The organism is Burkholderia sp. Nafp2/4-1b, assembly GCF_003635165.1.
In the GTDB taxonomy this organism is placed as follows: Bacteria; Pseudomonadota; Gammaproteobacteria; order Burkholderiales; family Burkholderiaceae; genus Burkholderia.
In genome coordinates this window covers 163,606-179,934 of sequence record NZ_ML058601.1, presented here as the reverse complement: position 1 = coordinate 179,934, position 16,329 = coordinate 163,606, and the positions used below count along the sequence as shown (strand labels likewise).

The window sequence follows — 16,329 nt, the reverse complement described above, 5'->3', positions numbered from 1 at the left end:
AGGGCGTGAAACATTTCGTGTCGGCGGCCATGCCGATAGCCGCGGCAAATGCCGGCGACGACGCACCGCCCGCGCCGGAACAATTTTCCGGATCGTCCTGCCGCCTTGTCCGGCAAGGCGTTGCAGCCGCACGGCCGATGCGGCCCGCGCGCGGCATGTTTCAGTTTCGCAACTTCCTGCATGCCCCGGCCGTTCGCGCCGCGGGCTTGTCCGACGAAAGCCTTGTCCCGACGGCCGCGCGCGACGCTGGCCCGCTCCTTGCGAAGAACTGGATACGAGCGTCGACGACGTCGCGTCCGGCCGGTTCGCCAGCGAACCTTGCGAGAACCGGCCAGGATGCAGTCCGCGGGGATGATCGGCGGAAACGGGCCATCACGAGCCGCGTTCCGGCCGGCATGGGCCGTCGTCGTCGGATCGTCGGGGCACCGGCGGCGTCCGGTTGCCGGCACAAGCAACGGATCAAACGGGGTAGAAAAATGATGAACGATCGCCACACGCAGCGGCCGTCAGGCCGCGATCGTAGTGATTCGACCCATCGCCAGTCGACCGCGCATCTTGCCGCCGGCCGGCATGCGTCGACAGGCCATCTCTCCGCGCCCGGTGCGAGGCGGATCCGGCTGATACCCGGTCATCCGCGCCGGGCCGGCGCTTTCCTGCTGGCCAATCCGCTCCGGATGGGGATGTGTACGCGTGCACCGGCTCCCCGGCGCCCGGTTTTCGCTTATTGACGACGTCGAGCGCCTGCGGTCGCCAGCGCAGGCGATCCGTTTGCAACGCGAACGATCGGCGACATCCGGTGGCGCGACACGGGTGATGAGAGCGTCGCGACGGCGAACGTCAGGGAGGTGTCGCCGTCCGGCGGCGAGGGGAGGGGCGGTCGGGCCGCGCGCGCCGGGCATTTCACCCGTGCGCGCGCGACGCCGCTTCAGCCGCCGTAGATGTCGAAGTCGAAGTACTTCGACGCGAGCCGCTTGTAGGTGCCGTCCTTGACCATGTCGAGGATCGCGCGGTCGATCTTCGCCTTCAGGTCGCTGTCTTCCTTGCGCAGCCCGATGCCGGCGCCGACGCCGAGCACCTTTTCATCGACGAGCTCCGGCCCGACGAACTCGTAGCCCGCGCCGCGCGGCGACTTCAGGAAGCCGATCGCGGCCTGCACCTCGTCCTGCAGCGCGGCGTCGAGGCGGCCCGCCGTGAGGTCCGCATACACGCCGTCCTGGTTCTGGTACGACACGACGTTCGCGCCTTGCTTCGCCCAGTACGCCTTCGCATACGCTTCCTGCGTCGTGCCCTGTTCGACGCCGATCGACTTGCCCTTCAGCGATTCGGCCGTCGGCAGCAGCGCCGAACCCTTCTTCACGACGAGGCGCGTCGGCTGGTTGTAGATCTTCGTCGTGAAGCCGATCTGCTCGGCGCGCTGCGCGGTGATCGACATCGACGACAGCACCGCGTCGAACTTCTTCGCCTTCAGTGCCGGGATCATCCCGTCGAAATCGTTCTCGAGCCACACGCACTTGGCCTTCAGCCGCGCGCAGATCTCGTTGCCGAGGTCGATGTCGAAGCCGACGAGCTTGCCGTCGGGCGCCTTCGATTCGAACGGCGCGTAGCTGGCGTCGGTGCCGAAGCGCAGCGTGGTCCAGTCCTTCGCGACGGCGGGGCCTGCCGATACCGCGAGCAGGGCGATCGATACGGCGGCAATCAGTCTCTTCATGGTGGTTCCTTGACGTGGTCTGTCCGGTTCTGCGCGACACGGTTGCTGGCGACACGCACCGCGTTGCGGTGCGTCGTCCGCACGCTCATTAACGCAGAAAATAAAATCGCAGTCCAGAATGGACAAAAAATATCGATCCAACCGAAGGAATGCCGGCTCACGGGGGACGACCCTTGCAAAAATACATAAATGGACTAATCTTGTTAGTAAATTCGTTTCGAGACTAACCGGTCATGTCACAACCCGCCTTCAATCCGCATTCCGCCTCGCCGCAGGCATCGGTCGCGCAGATGTCGGCGGCCGGCCTGCGTGCGTTCTTCAACATCGCGCGCGACTGGGAACTGACGATCGACGAACAGATCGTGCTGCTCGGGTCGCCCGGCCGTTCGACGTTCTTCAAATGGAAGGCTTCGCCCGATTCGGCGCGGCTGCCGCGCGATACGCTCGAGCGGCTATCGCTGCTGCTCGGCATCTATAAGGCGCTGCAGATCCTCCTGCCGCAGCCGGCCGCCGCCGATGCCTGGGTCAAGCGGCCCAACGACGCTGCCCCGTTCGGCGGCAAGCGCGCGCTCGACCGGATGCTCGCGGGCAACGTCGGCGACCTGGTCGCCGTCCGGCAATATCTCGACGCGATGCGGGGTGGCTGGGCGTGACGATGCCGATCGAGACGCAACACTGGCCCACGACCGTCGTCGATTGGGCACCTGCCTACCGTGTCATTCCCACCCGTTTTCCGGCCATCAACCTGTTCGATCGCGTCGCGTCCGCCGACGATTTCGAGGCGCTTTATGCGCTCGAATCGCTGACCAACGACCGCATTCGCCAGGAAGTCGGCACGCTCGACCTCGTGCCGCCGGCCGAGCGTCGCTACGGCCAGGGCTGGGGGCCGATCATGGCCGCGTTCACGCATCTGAATCCGCAGGGCAGCCGTTTTTCCGACGGCACGTATGGCGTGTTCTACTGCGGCCGGTCGCGCCAGACGGCGATCGCCGAAACCCGTTATCACAGCGCGCTGTTCCTGGCCGCGACGAAGGAGCCGCCGATGCGTCAGCAGATGCGGCTCTACACGGTGTATGCGCGGGGCGACGTCGTCGACGTGCGCACGTGGCCGCAGCGCAACCCGGCGCTGCTCGATCCGCTCGATTACAGCGCGGGGCAGGCGCTCGGCCGCGCGGTGCGCAACGCGGGCGGTGCGGGGATCGTCTATCCGTCGGTGCGGGATCCGAGCGGCGAATGCCTCGCCGCGTTCCGCACGACGCTGCTGCGCGACTGTCATCACGCGGCGTATCTCGAATACAACTGGAACGGCTCCGGCGTCGATGCGGTGTTCGAGTTGAACCAGGTCGGATAGCGACGCGGCGCGCGGGTCCGCGCATGCGGGGGTGCGCTAGCCGCATTGCCGGCCTCAGGGCAGCGGCAGGTCGCCGGCTTGACGCGCGCGCGCTTCGGCCTGCGTCAGCGACCACGTCTCGCCCGTGCGCGGTTCGACGATCGTCAGGCGTCCCGACGGTGCGAACGCACCGGTGTCGATGAACCATTGCGCGCCGATGCGTTGCGGCGCGCGCACCGGCGTGTGGCCGGTGCAGGTCAGCGACAGGCCGGTCTGCACGGCCGGATCGACGAGCCCCTGGACCAGGTCGCGCCCCCAGATCAGCCGTTCGCGCACGTCGTGCGAATAGCTGCCCGTATCGAGCTCGGCGTCCGGGCCGAAGAACTCCGCATGCAGCACGTTGAAGCGCGTGGGCCCGTCGCCGATCACGCGCACGAGCGGCAGCGCATCGACGCGCGCCGCATGCGCGTGGAGCCGTTCCGGCGGCAGGTCGGCGCCCCAGTCGCCGCCGATCCCGCGCCATGCATCGGGCGGCAGCTTGCCGCGCGACACGAGGCTCAGCACTTCTTCGTGATTGCCGCGCACCACATGGCACCACGGGCGGTCGAGCAGTTCGAGCGCGGTTTCGGACGCGGGGCCGCGATCGACCAGATCGCCGACCGAGAACAGCCGGTCGCGGGCCGGATCGAAGCGGATGTCGTGCAGCAGCGCGCGCAGCACGTCCACGCAGCCGTGCAGATCGCCGACGACGAAATCGCGGCCCGCCGTATTCGCTGGATGGCGGCAGAGGGAAGGGGTCATCCCGATATCTTAGGCGCTTGCGCCCATCGCAACGTCATGCAGGAATGGCGATAATCGGGGCGCTACCCGCCGGTCCGGCGCGGCGGAGCGGCCGTACCCTTTCCATCTGCTTTCGGAATCACACGATGACGCTTTATCCGCAGGTATTACGCAATCGGCCGCGCATGGTCGCCGCCTTCGCCGTGGGCGTGCTGTGCGCGGTGCTGCTGCCGCTTCCGGTGCGTCCGGCCGTACGCGCACTGATCGGCTGGGATTGCACGGTCTGGCTGTATCTGGTGCTGATGTGGGTGCGCATGATCACCGCGCATCATCACAAGGTGCGGGAAATCGCGATCCGCGAGGACGAGAATGCGACGACCGTGCTGACCGTCGTGTGTCTCGCGACGCTCGCAAGCGTGGCCGCGATCGCGATCGAGCTCGCCACCGCAAAGACCGTCGGCTTTCGCGTCGGGCTGGGCCATTATGCGATCACGGGCGCGACACTGTTCGGCGCGTGGTTCCTGATCCCGACGATCTTCACGCTGCACTACGCGCGGCTCTATTACGGCTCGCCGTGCGGCGATCGCGCGCTGCGCTTTCCCGACAGCCATCCCGAGCCCGATTACTGGGATTTCCTGTATTTCGCGTTCACGCTTGCCGTGGCGTCGCAGACTGCCGACGTGTCGCTCGCGAACCGCTCCGCGCGCCGCTCGGTGCTCGCGCAGTCGATCCTGTCGTTCTACTTCAACATGGCCGTGCTCGGGCTGTCGATCAACGTCGCGGCGGGGCTGCTGAGCTGACGCGGGCGATGCGCGTCACTTGAGCAATTCATACGAGCCGCCGCGTTCGAGTGCGCGGCGATACGCGATACGCGGGCCGCGCGGTCGCCTGTCGTCACGCGCCGCGCCGCACCGCGATCCACGCGCCCCAGAACAGGCTCGAGAAAAACCGCAGCGGCGCATCGAAGCCCGCATCGTGCAGCAGGTCGAAGACGATTTCCTCGGCAGCCGGCGGATCAGCGCCCTGCAGGATTTTCGCGAGCTGCGCACGCACGGCGTCGGGCGTCGCGCCCTTCATGCGCCAGCGCTGCCGCCATGCGTCCAGCAGGCGCGGATGATCTGCATAGCGGCGATAGTTGCCCGCGATCACGAGCGGCGCGCCGGGCTTCAGGCGGCGCGCGATCGCGTCCAGCAGCGCGGCCTTCGCGTCATCGCCCGGCACATGATGCAGCACGCCGATCAGCGTCGCGCCGTCGAAGGCCGGCGCATCGGGCAGCGCGTTGACGCCAGCCTCGACGAACTGCGTGCGTGCGGCGAACCCGGCCGCTTCGACGTTGGCGCGCGCGAGCGCGAGCATCGGCGCGGACGGGTCGACCGCCGTGAACTGCCACCCCGGTTGGAGCGCGGCCGGTACGCAGATTTCCTGCCCCGTGCCGCCTGCGCCGACCACGAGGATGCGCGCGTCGGCAGCACTGATCGACGACGCCAGCATGCAGGCCGCGAGTTCGTGGCATGCGTCGTAGCCGGCGAGCGCGATGCGGGATTGTTCGGCGTATTCGTGCGCACGTGCCGGATCGAACTTCGCGGCGCTGGCTGGGAGCGACATGGTGGATTCCTCGGGGCGGGCGCGCGGACGGGTGTCCGAGCGCATCGGATCGAGCGTAAGCGCCGGTCGACGGCGCAACAAGGCGAGCGGCCATTCCGGTATGCGAACTACCCGACTCGACGCGGCTCGCGCGCAAACGTTGTCGGGGTCGATTCGGATTTAAAAATGTGAGGAATCGATGCGTCGCAATGTTGAAACCGGCGCATACTTTTCTTCCCCTCTGCCTGGCCGTCGCATGCCGGGCCCCGATGCGCCGCGCGGGTCGCGCGGCCATGCCGCTCGGCACGCACGAGGAGCGCATGATGTCCGATTGTTCGCACGATCCGTATGCGAAGCACTACGTTCACTGCCTGTCGTCCGGCGCACAGCCGTGCGGCGCGCTCGGTACCACGCCGCGCACGCATTTCCGCGTCTGGGCGCCGGGCAGCACGCACGTTCAGCTCGAACTCGATACCGGCGATGGCCCGACGCTCCTGCCGATGACGGCAGCCGGTCCGAACTGGTTCGAAGCGTTCGTCGAATGCGGTGCCGGCGCGCGCTACCGCTACCGGCTCGACGACGTCGCGTCAATTCCGGATCCCGCGTCGCGTTCGCAACCCGATGGGCTCAATGGCGCGAGCGAGGTCGTCGATCCGCGCACGTTCACGTGGCGCAATACGTTCTGGCGCGGGCGACCGTGGGAAGACATCGCGCTGTATGCGATTCGTCCGCACGCGGTGGGCGGCTTCGAAGGCGTGCGCCGCCGGCTGCCGCAGCTCGCGCGTCTCGGCGTGACCGCGCTGGAATTGCTCGCATCGCCGCACGACAGCCTGCCGTTCGCGCCGCTCGCGGCCGAAGGCGGCCCCGACGCGCTGAAGGCGCTGATCGACGACGCGCACGGCCACGGTCTCGCGGTGCTGCTGGAACTCGATTACGCGCGCTTCGGCAGCGGCACCGACGCGCTGCGCCATTACTCGGCGCCGTTCTTCCATATGCGCGACGATCGGCTGCAGGCGCCGCCGCTCGCGCTCGATCACCCGGAAGTCTGCGACTTCTTCTGCGACAACGCGCTGTACTGGATCGACGAATACCGTTGCGACGGCCTGCGGCTGCGCGAGGCCGACCGCATCGGCACGTCGTGGCTGCGCGAAATCGCCGACCGCGTGCGCGCGGCCGTGCCGGCCGACCGGCTGATCCACCTCGTGCTCGGCAGCGAACGGCATCCGGTGCATCTGGCCGATACGCATTTCGACGCGCAGTGGAACAACTGTGGCGAACGTGCGCTGCATCGATTGACCGGCCGCGACACGACCGCGCACGAAGGCATTTCGCCGCACCAGTCGATCCATACGCTGGCCCGCGCACTGACCGCGGCCGGCGCGGCGTTCCAGCCGGGTGTGTCGGGCGACGGCCCCTGCGCGGAAGGGCTGTCGCTGACGTCGCTGGTGCTGTCCGACGGCGCGTGGTGCGAGCGCGAGCATGGCGACCACGAGCAAGCCGCGGGCCTCGCGGCGCTCGCGCTGTCGCTCCTCACGCCGCAGATCCCGCTGATCTTCGACGAAACCGCGCGCGACGCCGACCGTGCGCATTTCGTGCAGTCGGCGCTCGCGGTGCGCGCGAAGCTGATCGCGCCGCGGCTGTCCGATTGCCGGCCGCAGGACGCGCATACGCTGAAGGCCGATGGTGACGGCGACGCCGATGCGCTGCTCGCGTCATGGCGGCTCGCCGATGACGAGACGCTGACCATCGCGCTGAACCTGTCGCCCGATGCGGTGCCGTTCGATGCGCCGAAAGGGCGGGTCGTGTTCGAGACGCCGGCACGCGCGCGCGACCGCGTCGATGAAGGGGAGTTGCCGCCGTATTCGCTCGTCGCGTGGCTGACGGGCGACGTCAACCACTACGCGCTCACGCACGACGTGCGCCGGATCGACGACGGCGCATGGCGCCCGCTGCGTGCCGATCTGAACGCGTGATGCAGGCAAGGCCGGACGCGGGCGCGCCCGGCCGCACTTACCAGAAGCTGCGAATGCCCGCGACGCCGTATGCGCCGTGGCGGCGCGCGTCGTCGAGATGCGCGCGCGTCATGCCGCCGAGCGCATAAACGGGCATCGTGGCCTGCGCGGCCAATGCGGCGAACTGCGTCCAGCCGAGCGTCGGCGCGCCGGGATGGCTGAGCGTCGGCAACACCGGCGACAGCGTGACGAAATCCACGCCGACGCGTGCAGCCCGCGCGAGATCGTCAGCGGTATGGCAGGCCGCCGACACGCGCCGCGCGGCCGGCAGCGGCCGTTGCGCGACCGCGCGAAGCGCGGCGCCGTCGAGGTGCCAACCCACGCGGTCGAGTTGCAGCACGCCGGCCGCATCGATCGGGCCGTTCAGCATCAATTGCACGCCGGCCGAGCCGGCCGCGTTGCAGCGTGCGAGCGCATCGGCGGCGAGCCGCGCGAACGCGGCCGCATCGAACGACTTCACGCGTAACTGCACGAGCGTGTCGCCGCGCGCGAGCACGGCCGACAGCCGGTCGAGGAACGCGTGACGATCGGCGTCCGACGCGGACGCCGGCTCCGGCGTGATCACGCAGCAGCGCGGCAGCGCCGGACTCATCGCGCGCGGCGCGCGGCGGCCGTCATTCGTCGGCCTCCTTCGCGATCTTCGGATACACGCGCACCAGCACGATGCGCGGCCCGTTCATCTTCTTCACGACGACGTCGAAGCGATCGAACGACACGCGCTGACCTTCGGTCGGCAGATCGCTCAACGCCTGGATCACGAGGCCGCCGACCGATTCCGCGCGGCCTTCGTCGATGTCGATGCCGAGCGCCTGCTCGAGCGACACGACGGGCAGGCTGCCCTTGCCCATCAGCGTGCCGTCGTCGAGGCGGCTCCAGTCCGCATCGCCCTGGCGGAACTCGTCGTGGATCTGGCCGACCAGCGCGCCGAGCAGGTTGTCGAGCGTCAGGAAGCCGATTGGCTTCTCGCCTTTGTTGCCCACCAGCGCGAAGTGCGGCGCGCCCTTGCGGAAGCGGCGGAACAGCTCCAGCGCCGGCGTGTCGGGCTTCACGTACTGCACCGGGCGCACGTAGTCGGACAGATCCTCGAGCGCCGCGCCCGCGTGACGCGCGAGCAGCAAATCCTTCAGGTGGATCAGCCCGCTCACCTGCTCGCGCGATGCATCCTCGAACAGCGGATAGCGGCTGAAGCGGTGCCGCGCGACGATTTCCATGTTGTCCGGCAGCGGCAGGTCGCGGCGCAGGCCGATCATTTCATGCGCGGGCCGCATCAGGTCCGATACCGTCATCGACGAGAAATCGAGCGAATGCGCGAGCGTGTTCCATTCGTCGTTGGTGTACGTGCCGCGCGCCGGCTGGGCCGGAGTGCCGGCCGCGCTGCGGCGGCTGCGCAGGATCAGCTTCAGCTCGTCGGTCGAGTAGTGCGCGTCGCTGCCATGGTCGGCCGACAGCCCCGCGAGCCTCAGCACCGCGTTCGCGCTGTTGTTGAGCACCCAGATCGCCGGATACATCGCCCAATAGAACCCGTAGAGCGGCAGCGCGACCCACAGGCCGACCTTCTCCGACTGGCGGATCGCCATCGATTTCGGCGCGAGCTCGCCGACCACGATGTGCAGGAACGAGATCAGCGAGAACGCGAACACGAGCGAGATCAGGTGCACGATGCGCTCGGATTGCACACCGATCACGTCGAGCAGCGGACCGATCAGTTCCGCGAACGCCGGTTCGCCGACCCAGCCGAGGCCGAGCGACGCGAGCGTGATGCCGAGCTGGCAGGCAGACAGATACGCGTCGAGTCGGCCGTGCACGACCGCGAGGATGCGCCCGCGCAGGCCGTGCTTGCGGGCGAGTGTCTTGACGCGCGTCGCGCGCAGTTTGACGAGGCCGAATTCGGCTGCGACGAAAAACCCGTTCAGGGCCACCAGGAACAACGCGCCGATGAGCGCGAAGATCTGTAACAAAGAATCGCTCCAGTCATGACAGGCCCGTCAGTATAGGGCCGGAAAGGAAAATGTAATGAGTGTCGGGCGGCCGATTGCTTACACCGGCGCCTCGCAGGGGACGGAGAGCGACAGCGTGACGGTGGCGCCGTCGGCGAACGGCGAGTGCGTGAAGGTGCCGCCGTGCGCGAGCGCGACGCGCTGGCACAGCGCGAGCGTGCCGGCGACGCGCTTCGTATCGTGCGGGTGCAGCATCTGGCGGCGGCCGAATGATTCGAAGGTGTGCGGCAGCGCCGGATCGACGAGCGCGTCGGCATTCACGCGGCAGGTGACGCGCGCGACGCACTGCGCGCCGTCGCGCGTGCACGCGAACGTTACGCGGCTGCCGGCGGCGCTGGCTTCAACGGCCGTCGTCAGCATCGTCCACAGCGCCTGCGCGATGCGCTCGCGATCGGCGGTGAGCGACGGCTCGCCGTCGGGCAGCGTCGCATCGACGGCGACCTGGCGTGCGTCTGCGAGCGCGAAGCGTGTCAGCGTGAGCGTGTCGTCGAGCAGCGGGCGCAGCGCGAACGGCTGCGCGACGATCGCGAGGTGGCGTGTTTCCGCGCGCGGGGCGTCGAGCACGTCGTCGATCAGCGCGACCTGCTGGTCGATCCCCGTGCGGATGCCGGCGAGCGCGCGTTGCAGGTTCGGGTCGGCCCCGGCGAGCTGGCGCTCGAGCACATAGGCCCAGCTGTGCATCGCGTTCAGCGGGCTGCGCAGGTCGTGCGACGCGGTGGAAAGAGCCTGGTCGCGCAGGAACAGCGCGGCCTGGGCGGCATAGTGCGCTGCGCGTTCGCGCAGCAGGTCGGCGGCGGGATCGACGGAGATGGACGTCACGGAGCTGGCCTGTCGGAAGCGGTTGGCATGAAAAACACGCGAACAAACATTATAGGGATCGCGCTCGGGATCGCGCGCGTCACGCCGGCAGCGCGTCCTCGTCCTTTTTCCGCGCGTCGTTCGGCAGCAACTGGCACGCGAGCAGGCCGGCCAGCATCAGCGCGCAGCCGAGCAGCGCGCGCAGCGTCAGCGTCTCGCCGAGGGCGGCCCAGCCGGCGATCGCCGCGAACACGCCTTCCATGCTGAAGATCACCGCCGCGGCCGCGGGCGCCGCATCGCGCTGCGCGACGACCTGCAGCGTATAGCCGACGCCGACCGACAGCAGCCCGCCGTACAGCAGCGTCGGCAGCGCGTTCTGCAGCATCGCGACGCTGACAGGCTCGATCGCGAGACCGGCCACGATGCACACCGCACCGCACGTGACGAACTGCAGGAACGCGAGCACGAGCGGATCGTGGCGCTTCGCGAAATGGCCGACGGCCATCACGTGCGCGGCGATGATCACCGCGCCCGCGAGCTGGAACCAGTCGCCGTAGAGCACCGAGAAATGCTCGTCGATGCTGAGGAAGTACAGGCCGATTGCCGCGAGCAGCGCGCCGAACCACGTGCCGGCGCCGATCCGGTGGCGGGCGAACACGCCCATCAGCGGCACGATCACGACGTACAGCGAGCTGATGAAGCCCGCGTTCGCGACCCGCGTGTACTGCAGCCCGAACTGCTGCAGCGAGATCGACACGGCGAGCAGGCCGCCGAGCGACAGGCCCGGTACCAGCAGCGCCGGCGCGCGGCGTATCGCCGCGAACTGCGCGCGCGAGCCCGCATTGAACGCCAGCAGCGGGATCAGCACCAGCGCGCCGAGCAGGAAGCGCAGCCCCGTAAACAGGAACGGCCCGATCACATCGAGGCTCAGTCGCTGCGCGACGAAGGCCGAGCCCCAGATCATGGCGGCGGCCAGCATCAGCAGGTTGGCGCGGAGGTGCTTGCGGGCGTCGGGCTTCATCGGAATTCTTCTGAGGAATGCGGGCGGCGAAACTCGTTAGTTTACGCCGAGATTGCAAGGCTGTCGGAAAACCTTCGAAGCGCGGCGGCGGCGCGGGCGTCGCGCACGCGGGAATACAGCACGACTTGCGAGTGCGGCAGCGCCGGCAAGCCGAACTTCGCGCCGACGTCGACCAGCGTGCGCGGCGCGACGCGGCGGGCCAGCGGACACACCGCCAGCCCGGCTGCGGCGGCGGCCGTGACCGCCGCGACGCCGCCGCCGGTAAAGCGCTCGCGCCATGGCCGGCCGGCATGCTCGAGTGCGCGCAGCGCGGCGGCCCGCACGCCGCACGGGCCGGCCAGTACCGCGAGCGGCAGCGGCTCGCCCGCGCGCGGCGCCCAGTCGGGCGCGGCGAGCCATGTGAGCGGCTCGGTAAACAGCAGCGTGCCGTCGTCGCGCGGCGGGTCCTCGCCCGGTTCGTGCCGCACGATCGCGGCATCGAGCCGCCGTTCGTCGTATTGCACGAGCAGAGTCGACGACATGCCCAGATGCATCTCCAGCGACAGCCCGGGATCCTGCCGGTGCAGGCTCGTCAGCACGGCGGGCAGGTCGGGCACCGCCACATGCTCGCTGACGCCGAGCGACAGCCGGTGCGTGCCGGCCGCGACCGCGCCGAGCGCGTGGTCGTGCGCATCGAGCAGCGCGCGCGCCGCCGGCAGGAAGTTCTCGCCGTCCGCCGCGAGCTTGACGACGCGCGGCGTGCGCGCGAGCAGCGGCTTGCCGAGGTGCGCTTCGAGCCGCTTCAGCTTCAGGCTGACGGCCGATTGCGTGGTGCCGAGCGCGTCGGCCGCGCGGGTGAAGCTCGCGAGATCGGCGACCAGCACGAACGCGCGCACCGCATCGAGGTCGAGGACTTTCATTTCGAATGTAAATGAATGAAATATTGATCGATGACTGTTCATTATAGTTCCGCGCGCCTAACCTGACGTGGCGTTTCCGGTTTTCAACCTCACCGAAAGGAGCACGACCATGCCATTCACCCGTATCGCCCTCCGCGAAGGCAAACCGGCCGCCTACCGTGCGGCGCTCGTCGACGGCGTGCATCGCGCGCTGATGCAGACCTTCAACGTGCCCGAGGACGACATCTTCATGGTCGTCACCGAGCACGCGGCGGAGAACTTCGTGTTCGGGCGCCACTACCTCGACATCGAGCGCAGCGACGATCTCGTGATGATCCAGATCACCGCGAACAACACGCGCACGCTCGAGCAGAAACGGGCGCTCTACCGGACCATCGCCGAGCACCTCGCGCGGCAGCCCGGCGTGCGGCAGCAGGACGTATTCATCAGTCTGGTCGAAGTGCTGAAGGAGGACTGGTCGTTCGGCAACGGCATCGCGCAATACGCCGTCTGACCCGTTGTCCGCCCGGTCGCTTGATGCGCGACAGCGCGACAGGGCCGGATCGTCGCCCGCGTGTTTTCGCGCCGTGTACTATGGAAGCTGCTTCACGGTCGACGCCGGCACGATGTGCCGGCGATTCTTCATGTGCAGGAGCCTCCATGTCGCGTGTGCTGGAAATCGTGTTGTGCCTGTCGCTGGAAGGTTGGCCGGTCAAGGCGGGTAGCCGGGCCCGGGGCGAGCAGCGCGACTTCGGCGCCGAGCTCGTGCGTGCGTGGCGCATCTGTCCGCAGGTGCGGATGCGGCGCGGCCACGAGCGCGTGACGATCGAGCCGTGCCAGGTCGGGGAGGCCGAGCCGAGCCCCGGCGAGTGCTGGTGGACGTGGATCGAGTCGAACGCGCACGGGCGCCATGTCGTCGCGTCCCGGACGAAGCCGTTCGCGCCTGGCGTCGTCGCGCGCGAGCTGTTCGATGCCGAGCATGCGGGCATCGTCGTGGCTGCACCATCGCCCGAACCGACCGCCGCGGCGGACCTGGCGAAGGCTGCGAAGGCAACAGAACCGGCAGAACCGGCGAAGGGGACCCAACCGGCAGAACCTGCGGAGGCGGCAGGCAAGGGCGCGCGCGTAACGCCTGGCCCGATCGACGAAGCGGCGATTGCCGCCGCGGCCGCTCCTGCGCCGCTGCGGCTCGTCAGCGAGCGGCGGCGCGGCCGCTGGGCGGACGACAGCGGCGTGGTGGTCGAGATGACGCTCGACGACATCACGCTGCACGGCGGCACCGAGCCGCCGCGCCGCCATGTCGAGCTGCGGCTCGCGGCGCCCGACTGGGAAACCGTCGCCGCCCGCACGGCCGCGCTTCGCGCGCTGTTCGCCGCGGCACGCGAACTCAGCGGCGCATGGCCGGCGTTCGTGCAGCTCACCAGCGTGATCGACCGCGCGTGTGCGGGCGAGCCTGCCGTCACCGGGCCGGTCAAGGCCCGCCTCGTCGATCTCACCGGCATCCGCACGCAGCGGGCCGCGCTGTTCGCGCTGTCCGGCGACATCGCCGCGCAATGGCTCGGCAATGAAGCCGGCGTGCTCGATCGCGACGATCCCGAATTCGTGCATCAGATGCGGGTCGCGCTGCGCCGGCTGCGCACGCTGATGCGCTTCTTTCCACGCTTCGCGGACGACCAATGGAAGAGCACGTTCGGCGTCGACCTGCGCTGGCTCGCGGGGCTGCTCGGCACGGTGCGCGACTGGGACGTGTTCTCGACCGAGAGCCTGCCCGCGCTGATCGCGGCCGACGGCGGGAGTGCCGACTGGAACGGCACGCTCGACGCCGCGCGCGCACAGGCGATGGCCGCACGCGTCGAACTGCGCCAGGCGCTGCATTCGGCGCGCTATGCCCGTCTGACGCTCGGCTGGCTCGAATGGCTCGGCTCGCTCGCGCTGCCGCCGGCCGCCGGCGATGACGACGACGCACCGTCGCTGCGGCGCCACGCGACCAAGCGCGTGCGCCGGCTGTTCGGTCACTTGTATGCGTCGCCGTCGCTTACGTCGCTCGATACCACCGCGCGGCATCAGGTGCGGATCGACGCGAAGCGGTTGCGCTATGCGCTCGAGTTCTTCGCGTCGCTCGCATCACGCCGCACGCGCACCGAAACCATCAAGACGCTCGCGCGTGTGCAGGGCGTGCTCGGCGAGGCGAACGACGCGATGGTCGCGCTGCATCATCTCGAGCAACTGGCGGCGCCCGCGTACCAGCTCGGTTTCGTGCGCGGCTACGGTGCCGCGCTCGAGCAGCGCGCGGCGCGCGATGCCGAGGCGCTGCTCGCGAGCCTGCGCCCGCCGAAGCTCGACGGCAAGTCGCGTTGAGCGGCGCGCACTCACTACGCTCACTATAATGGCCGCCCGTTTTCCTCAGACAGACAGATGAGCGACGCATTGCCTCCTTCCTCTTCCGCCGGACCGCTCGAACTGGGCGGCGAATTGTGGCTGCGCGCCGGTCAGCAGACGCTCGGCGGCGCCACCCGCATCGCGCTGCTCGCGGCGATCGGCGAGACCGGCTCGATCACGCGCGCGGCGAAGGCCGTCGGCCTCAGCTACAAGGCCGCGTGGGATGCGATCGATACGATGAACAACCTGGCCGGCGAACCGCTCGTCACGCGCTCGACCGGCGGCAAGGGCGGCGGCGGCACGACGCTGACGTCGCGCGCGACGTCGCTGATCACCGCGTTCCGCATGATCGAGCGCGAACATCGGCGGTTCATCGACGCCGCAAGTGCGGCGGTGTCGGGCTTCGACGTCGACTGGGCGCTGATCGGCCGGATCGGGATGAAGACGAGCGCGCGCAACCAGTGGTTCGGCAAGGTCGAGTCGATCGTGCGCGGCACGGTGAACGACGAGGTCACGCTCGTGCTGCCCGGCGGGCAGGCGATCGTCGCGGTGCTCACGCATGAAAGCGCCGATGCACTCGAGCTTCAGCCGGGTGCGGATGCGTGCGCGCTCGTGAAGGCGTCGTGGGTCGTGCTGGCGGTCGCCGATGAAGCCGACGCGACGTTGAAGGTGTCGGCGCGCAACCAGCTGCACGGGACCGTAGATACCGTCGCGGCGGGCGCCGTGAACAGCGAAGTCACGTTGACGCTCGACGGCGGCGGGACGCTCACGGCCGTCGTCACGAACGACAGCGCGCGGGCGTTGCAGCTCGACGCCGGGCGGCGCGCGATCGCGCTGTTCAAGGCATCGAGCGTGATTCTCGCGGTGACGGCCTGAGCGCGCGGCGGCACCGCGCGGTGTCGGTGGATGACGCCGGTGTGCGGGCGCACGAGGCGAAACCGGCGCCGCCCTGCATGAGGCGCCGGCTTCGATCCCGCTTTCAGCTTATGCCGCCGGTGCGGCTTCTCTCAGGCTCCAACGTGGCCGCGCGGGCCACGGCCTTCGTGCTCCTTCGTGCTCAGATGACGCGCGTCGGCCACTCGGCGTGCGGCGTCGCGGCCTGCACGCGTCCTTCGCTCAATTGCACGACCTGGTCGCCGAATGCGGCGACGTCGTCGGGGTCGTGCGTGATGAGCACCATCGGGATATCGAGCCGCGCCTGCAGTTCGGCGAGCTCGTGGCGCATGCGCTGGCGCATCGCGCCGTCGAGCGCCGCGAACGGCTCGTCGAGCAGCAGCACGTGCGGCTGCGCGACCAGTGCGCGCGCCAGCGCGACACGCTGCTTCTGTCCGCCCGACAACTGCGACGGAAACTGGCCGGCGAGCGCGTCGAGCTCGAACGCCTGCAGCCAGTACGCGACCTCGGGCGGCACGGCTTTCGTGCGCGGGTTGCGCAGGCCGGGCGTGAGCCCGAACGCGATGTTCTGGCGCACGTTCAGGTGCGGAAACAGCGCGTAGTCCTGGAACAGATAGGCGACGCGGCGCGCGCGGGTCGGCACGTCGATCCCGCGCGCGGAATCGAACAGCGTTTCACCGTTCAGCGTGATCGTGCCTTCGTCGGGCGACAGCAAACCGGCGATTGCCTGCAGCGTCATGCTCTTGCCGGCGCCGGACGGCCCGAACAGCACGACGCGCTGCGTGGCGGCCGTGAACGACACGTCGAGCGTGAAGCGGCGCTCGGCGCTCGCGTAGGTCTTGCGGATATCGACGGAGACGCTCATGCGGGCCTCCGTCGTGCCGCGTCGTGCGTGCCGGCAGCCGTTCGCGCGACGACGCAAAGGGCTTGCGCGGAGACTGGCGTGGT

At 69.1% G+C, this 16,329-nt stretch carries 17 protein-coding genes; 8 read left to right on the top strand and 9 right to left on the bottom strand.

Translation table 11 applies throughout. The annotated features are described in order from the left end of the window. Positions 1–5: 5 nt before the first annotated feature. Positions 6–728, top strand: coding sequence for a hypothetical protein (locus tag C7H84_RS37115; protein WP_240462013.1), 723 nt, complete (start codon positions 6–8; stop codon positions 726–728). Positions 729–925: 197 nt separating this feature from the next. Here the strand turns inward: C7H84_RS37115 and C7H84_RS10295 are convergent, their stop codons facing one another. After that, complete coding sequence (locus C7H84_RS10295) at positions 926–1,708, bottom strand: ABC transporter substrate-binding protein (RefSeq protein ID WP_121858716.1); 783 nt, start codon at positions 1,706–1,708, stop codon at positions 926–928. Positions 1,709–1,941: 233 nt separating this feature from the next. Between C7H84_RS10295 and C7H84_RS10290 the strand changes: the two genes are divergently transcribed. Both C7H84_RS10290 and C7H84_RS10285 read left to right on the top strand, forming a co-directional pair. After that, positions 1,942–2,361: an MbcA/ParS/Xre antitoxin family protein gene (locus tag C7H84_RS10290; RefSeq protein WP_121858715.1), complete on the top strand. Its 420-nt coding sequence runs from the start codon at positions 1,942–1,944 to the stop codon at positions 2,359–2,361. Between the two features lie 2 nt (positions 2,362–2,363). Then, on the top strand, positions 2,364–3,059 hold the full coding sequence (locus tag C7H84_RS10285; protein WP_121858714.1) for an RES family NAD+ phosphorylase: 696 nt from the start codon (positions 2,364–2,366) through the stop codon (positions 3,057–3,059). A gap of 54 nt (positions 3,060–3,113) precedes the next feature. On the opposite strand, the gene C7H84_RS10280 is transcribed toward C7H84_RS10285, so the two are convergent. Then, positions 3,114–3,839 carry a metallophosphoesterase gene (locus tag C7H84_RS10280; protein WP_121858713.1) on the bottom strand — a complete coding sequence of 242 codons (726 nt, stop codon included), beginning with the start codon at positions 3,837–3,839 and terminating at the stop codon, positions 3,114–3,116. A 125-nt stretch (positions 3,840–3,964) separates the two neighbouring features. Here C7H84_RS10280 and C7H84_RS10275 point away from each other — a divergent pair, with 125 nt between their 5' ends. Beyond that, on the top strand, positions 3,965–4,618 hold the full coding sequence (locus C7H84_RS10275; protein WP_121858712.1) for a DUF1345 domain-containing protein: 654 nt from the start codon (positions 3,965–3,967) through the stop codon (positions 4,616–4,618). Between the two features lie 94 nt (positions 4,619–4,712). Here C7H84_RS10275 and C7H84_RS10270 read toward each other — a convergent pair whose 3' ends face one another. Continuing rightward, entirely contained in the window at positions 4,713–5,423 is a 711-nt protein-coding gene (locus C7H84_RS10270; protein WP_121858711.1) for a class I SAM-dependent methyltransferase, read from the bottom strand. A 302-nt stretch (positions 5,424–5,725) separates the two neighbouring features. Here C7H84_RS10270 and C7H84_RS10265 point away from each other — a divergent pair, with 302 nt between their 5' ends. Next, positions 5,726–7,375, top strand: a complete 1,650-nt coding sequence (locus tag C7H84_RS10265; protein ID WP_121858852.1) for a DUF3459 domain-containing protein — start codon at positions 5,726–5,728, stop codon at positions 7,373–7,375. Positions 7,376–7,412: 37 nt separating this feature from the next. On the opposite strand, the gene C7H84_RS10260 is transcribed toward C7H84_RS10265, so the two are convergent. From C7H84_RS10260 to C7H84_RS10240, 5 genes are all read right to left on the bottom strand, one after another. Then, on the bottom strand, positions 7,413–8,006 hold the full coding sequence (locus tag C7H84_RS10260) for a thiamine phosphate synthase (RefSeq protein WP_121858710.1): 594 nt from the start codon (positions 8,004–8,006) through the stop codon (positions 7,413–7,415). 22 nt (positions 8,007–8,028) lie between these two features. After that, complete coding sequence (locus C7H84_RS10255; protein ID WP_121858709.1) at positions 8,029–9,372, bottom strand: hemolysin family protein; 1,344 nt, start codon at positions 9,370–9,372, stop codon at positions 8,029–8,031. Between the two features lie 78 nt (positions 9,373–9,450). Then, the gene (locus C7H84_RS10250) at positions 9,451–10,230 is read right to left on the bottom strand and encodes a HAMP domain-containing sensor histidine kinase (RefSeq protein WP_121858708.1); all 780 of its coding nucleotides are present in this window, start codon (positions 10,228–10,230) and stop codon (positions 9,451–9,453) included. Positions 10,231–10,309: 79 nt separating this feature from the next. Beyond that, positions 10,310–11,230 (bottom strand): DMT family transporter, encoded by a 921-nt coding sequence (locus C7H84_RS10245; protein WP_121858707.1) that lies wholly within the window; start codon positions 11,228–11,230, stop codon positions 10,310–10,312. A gap of 41 nt (positions 11,231–11,271) precedes the next feature. Next, the gene (locus C7H84_RS10240) at positions 11,272–12,129 is read right to left on the bottom strand and encodes a LysR substrate-binding domain-containing protein (RefSeq protein ID WP_121858706.1); all 858 of its coding nucleotides are present in this window, start codon (positions 12,127–12,129) and stop codon (positions 11,272–11,274) included. Positions 12,130–12,238: 109 nt separating this feature from the next. Between C7H84_RS10240 and C7H84_RS10235 the strand changes: the two genes are divergently transcribed. The 3 genes from C7H84_RS10235 to C7H84_RS10225 all read left to right on the top strand — a co-directional run bounded on the left by C7H84_RS10235 (position 12,239) and on the right by C7H84_RS10225 (position 15,363). After that, positions 12,239–12,622, top strand: coding sequence for a tautomerase family protein (locus C7H84_RS10235; protein WP_121858705.1), 384 nt, complete (start codon positions 12,239–12,241; stop codon positions 12,620–12,622). Between the two features lie 146 nt (positions 12,623–12,768). After that, complete coding sequence (locus tag C7H84_RS10230) at positions 12,769–14,466, top strand: CHAD domain-containing protein (protein WP_121858704.1); 1,698 nt, start codon at positions 12,769–12,771, stop codon at positions 14,464–14,466. Positions 14,467–14,523: 57 nt separating this feature from the next. Next, a complete protein-coding gene (locus tag C7H84_RS10225; RefSeq protein ID WP_121858703.1) occupies positions 14,524–15,363 on the top strand; it encodes a TOBE domain-containing protein in 840 nt (279 codons plus the stop codon). A gap of 181 nt (positions 15,364–15,544) precedes the next feature. On the opposite strand, the gene C7H84_RS10220 is transcribed toward C7H84_RS10225, so the two are convergent. Beyond that, positions 15,545–16,246, bottom strand: a complete 702-nt coding sequence (locus tag C7H84_RS10220) for an ATP-binding cassette domain-containing protein (RefSeq protein WP_121858702.1) — start codon at positions 16,244–16,246, stop codon at positions 15,545–15,547. Positions 16,247–16,329: the final 83 nt, after the last annotated feature.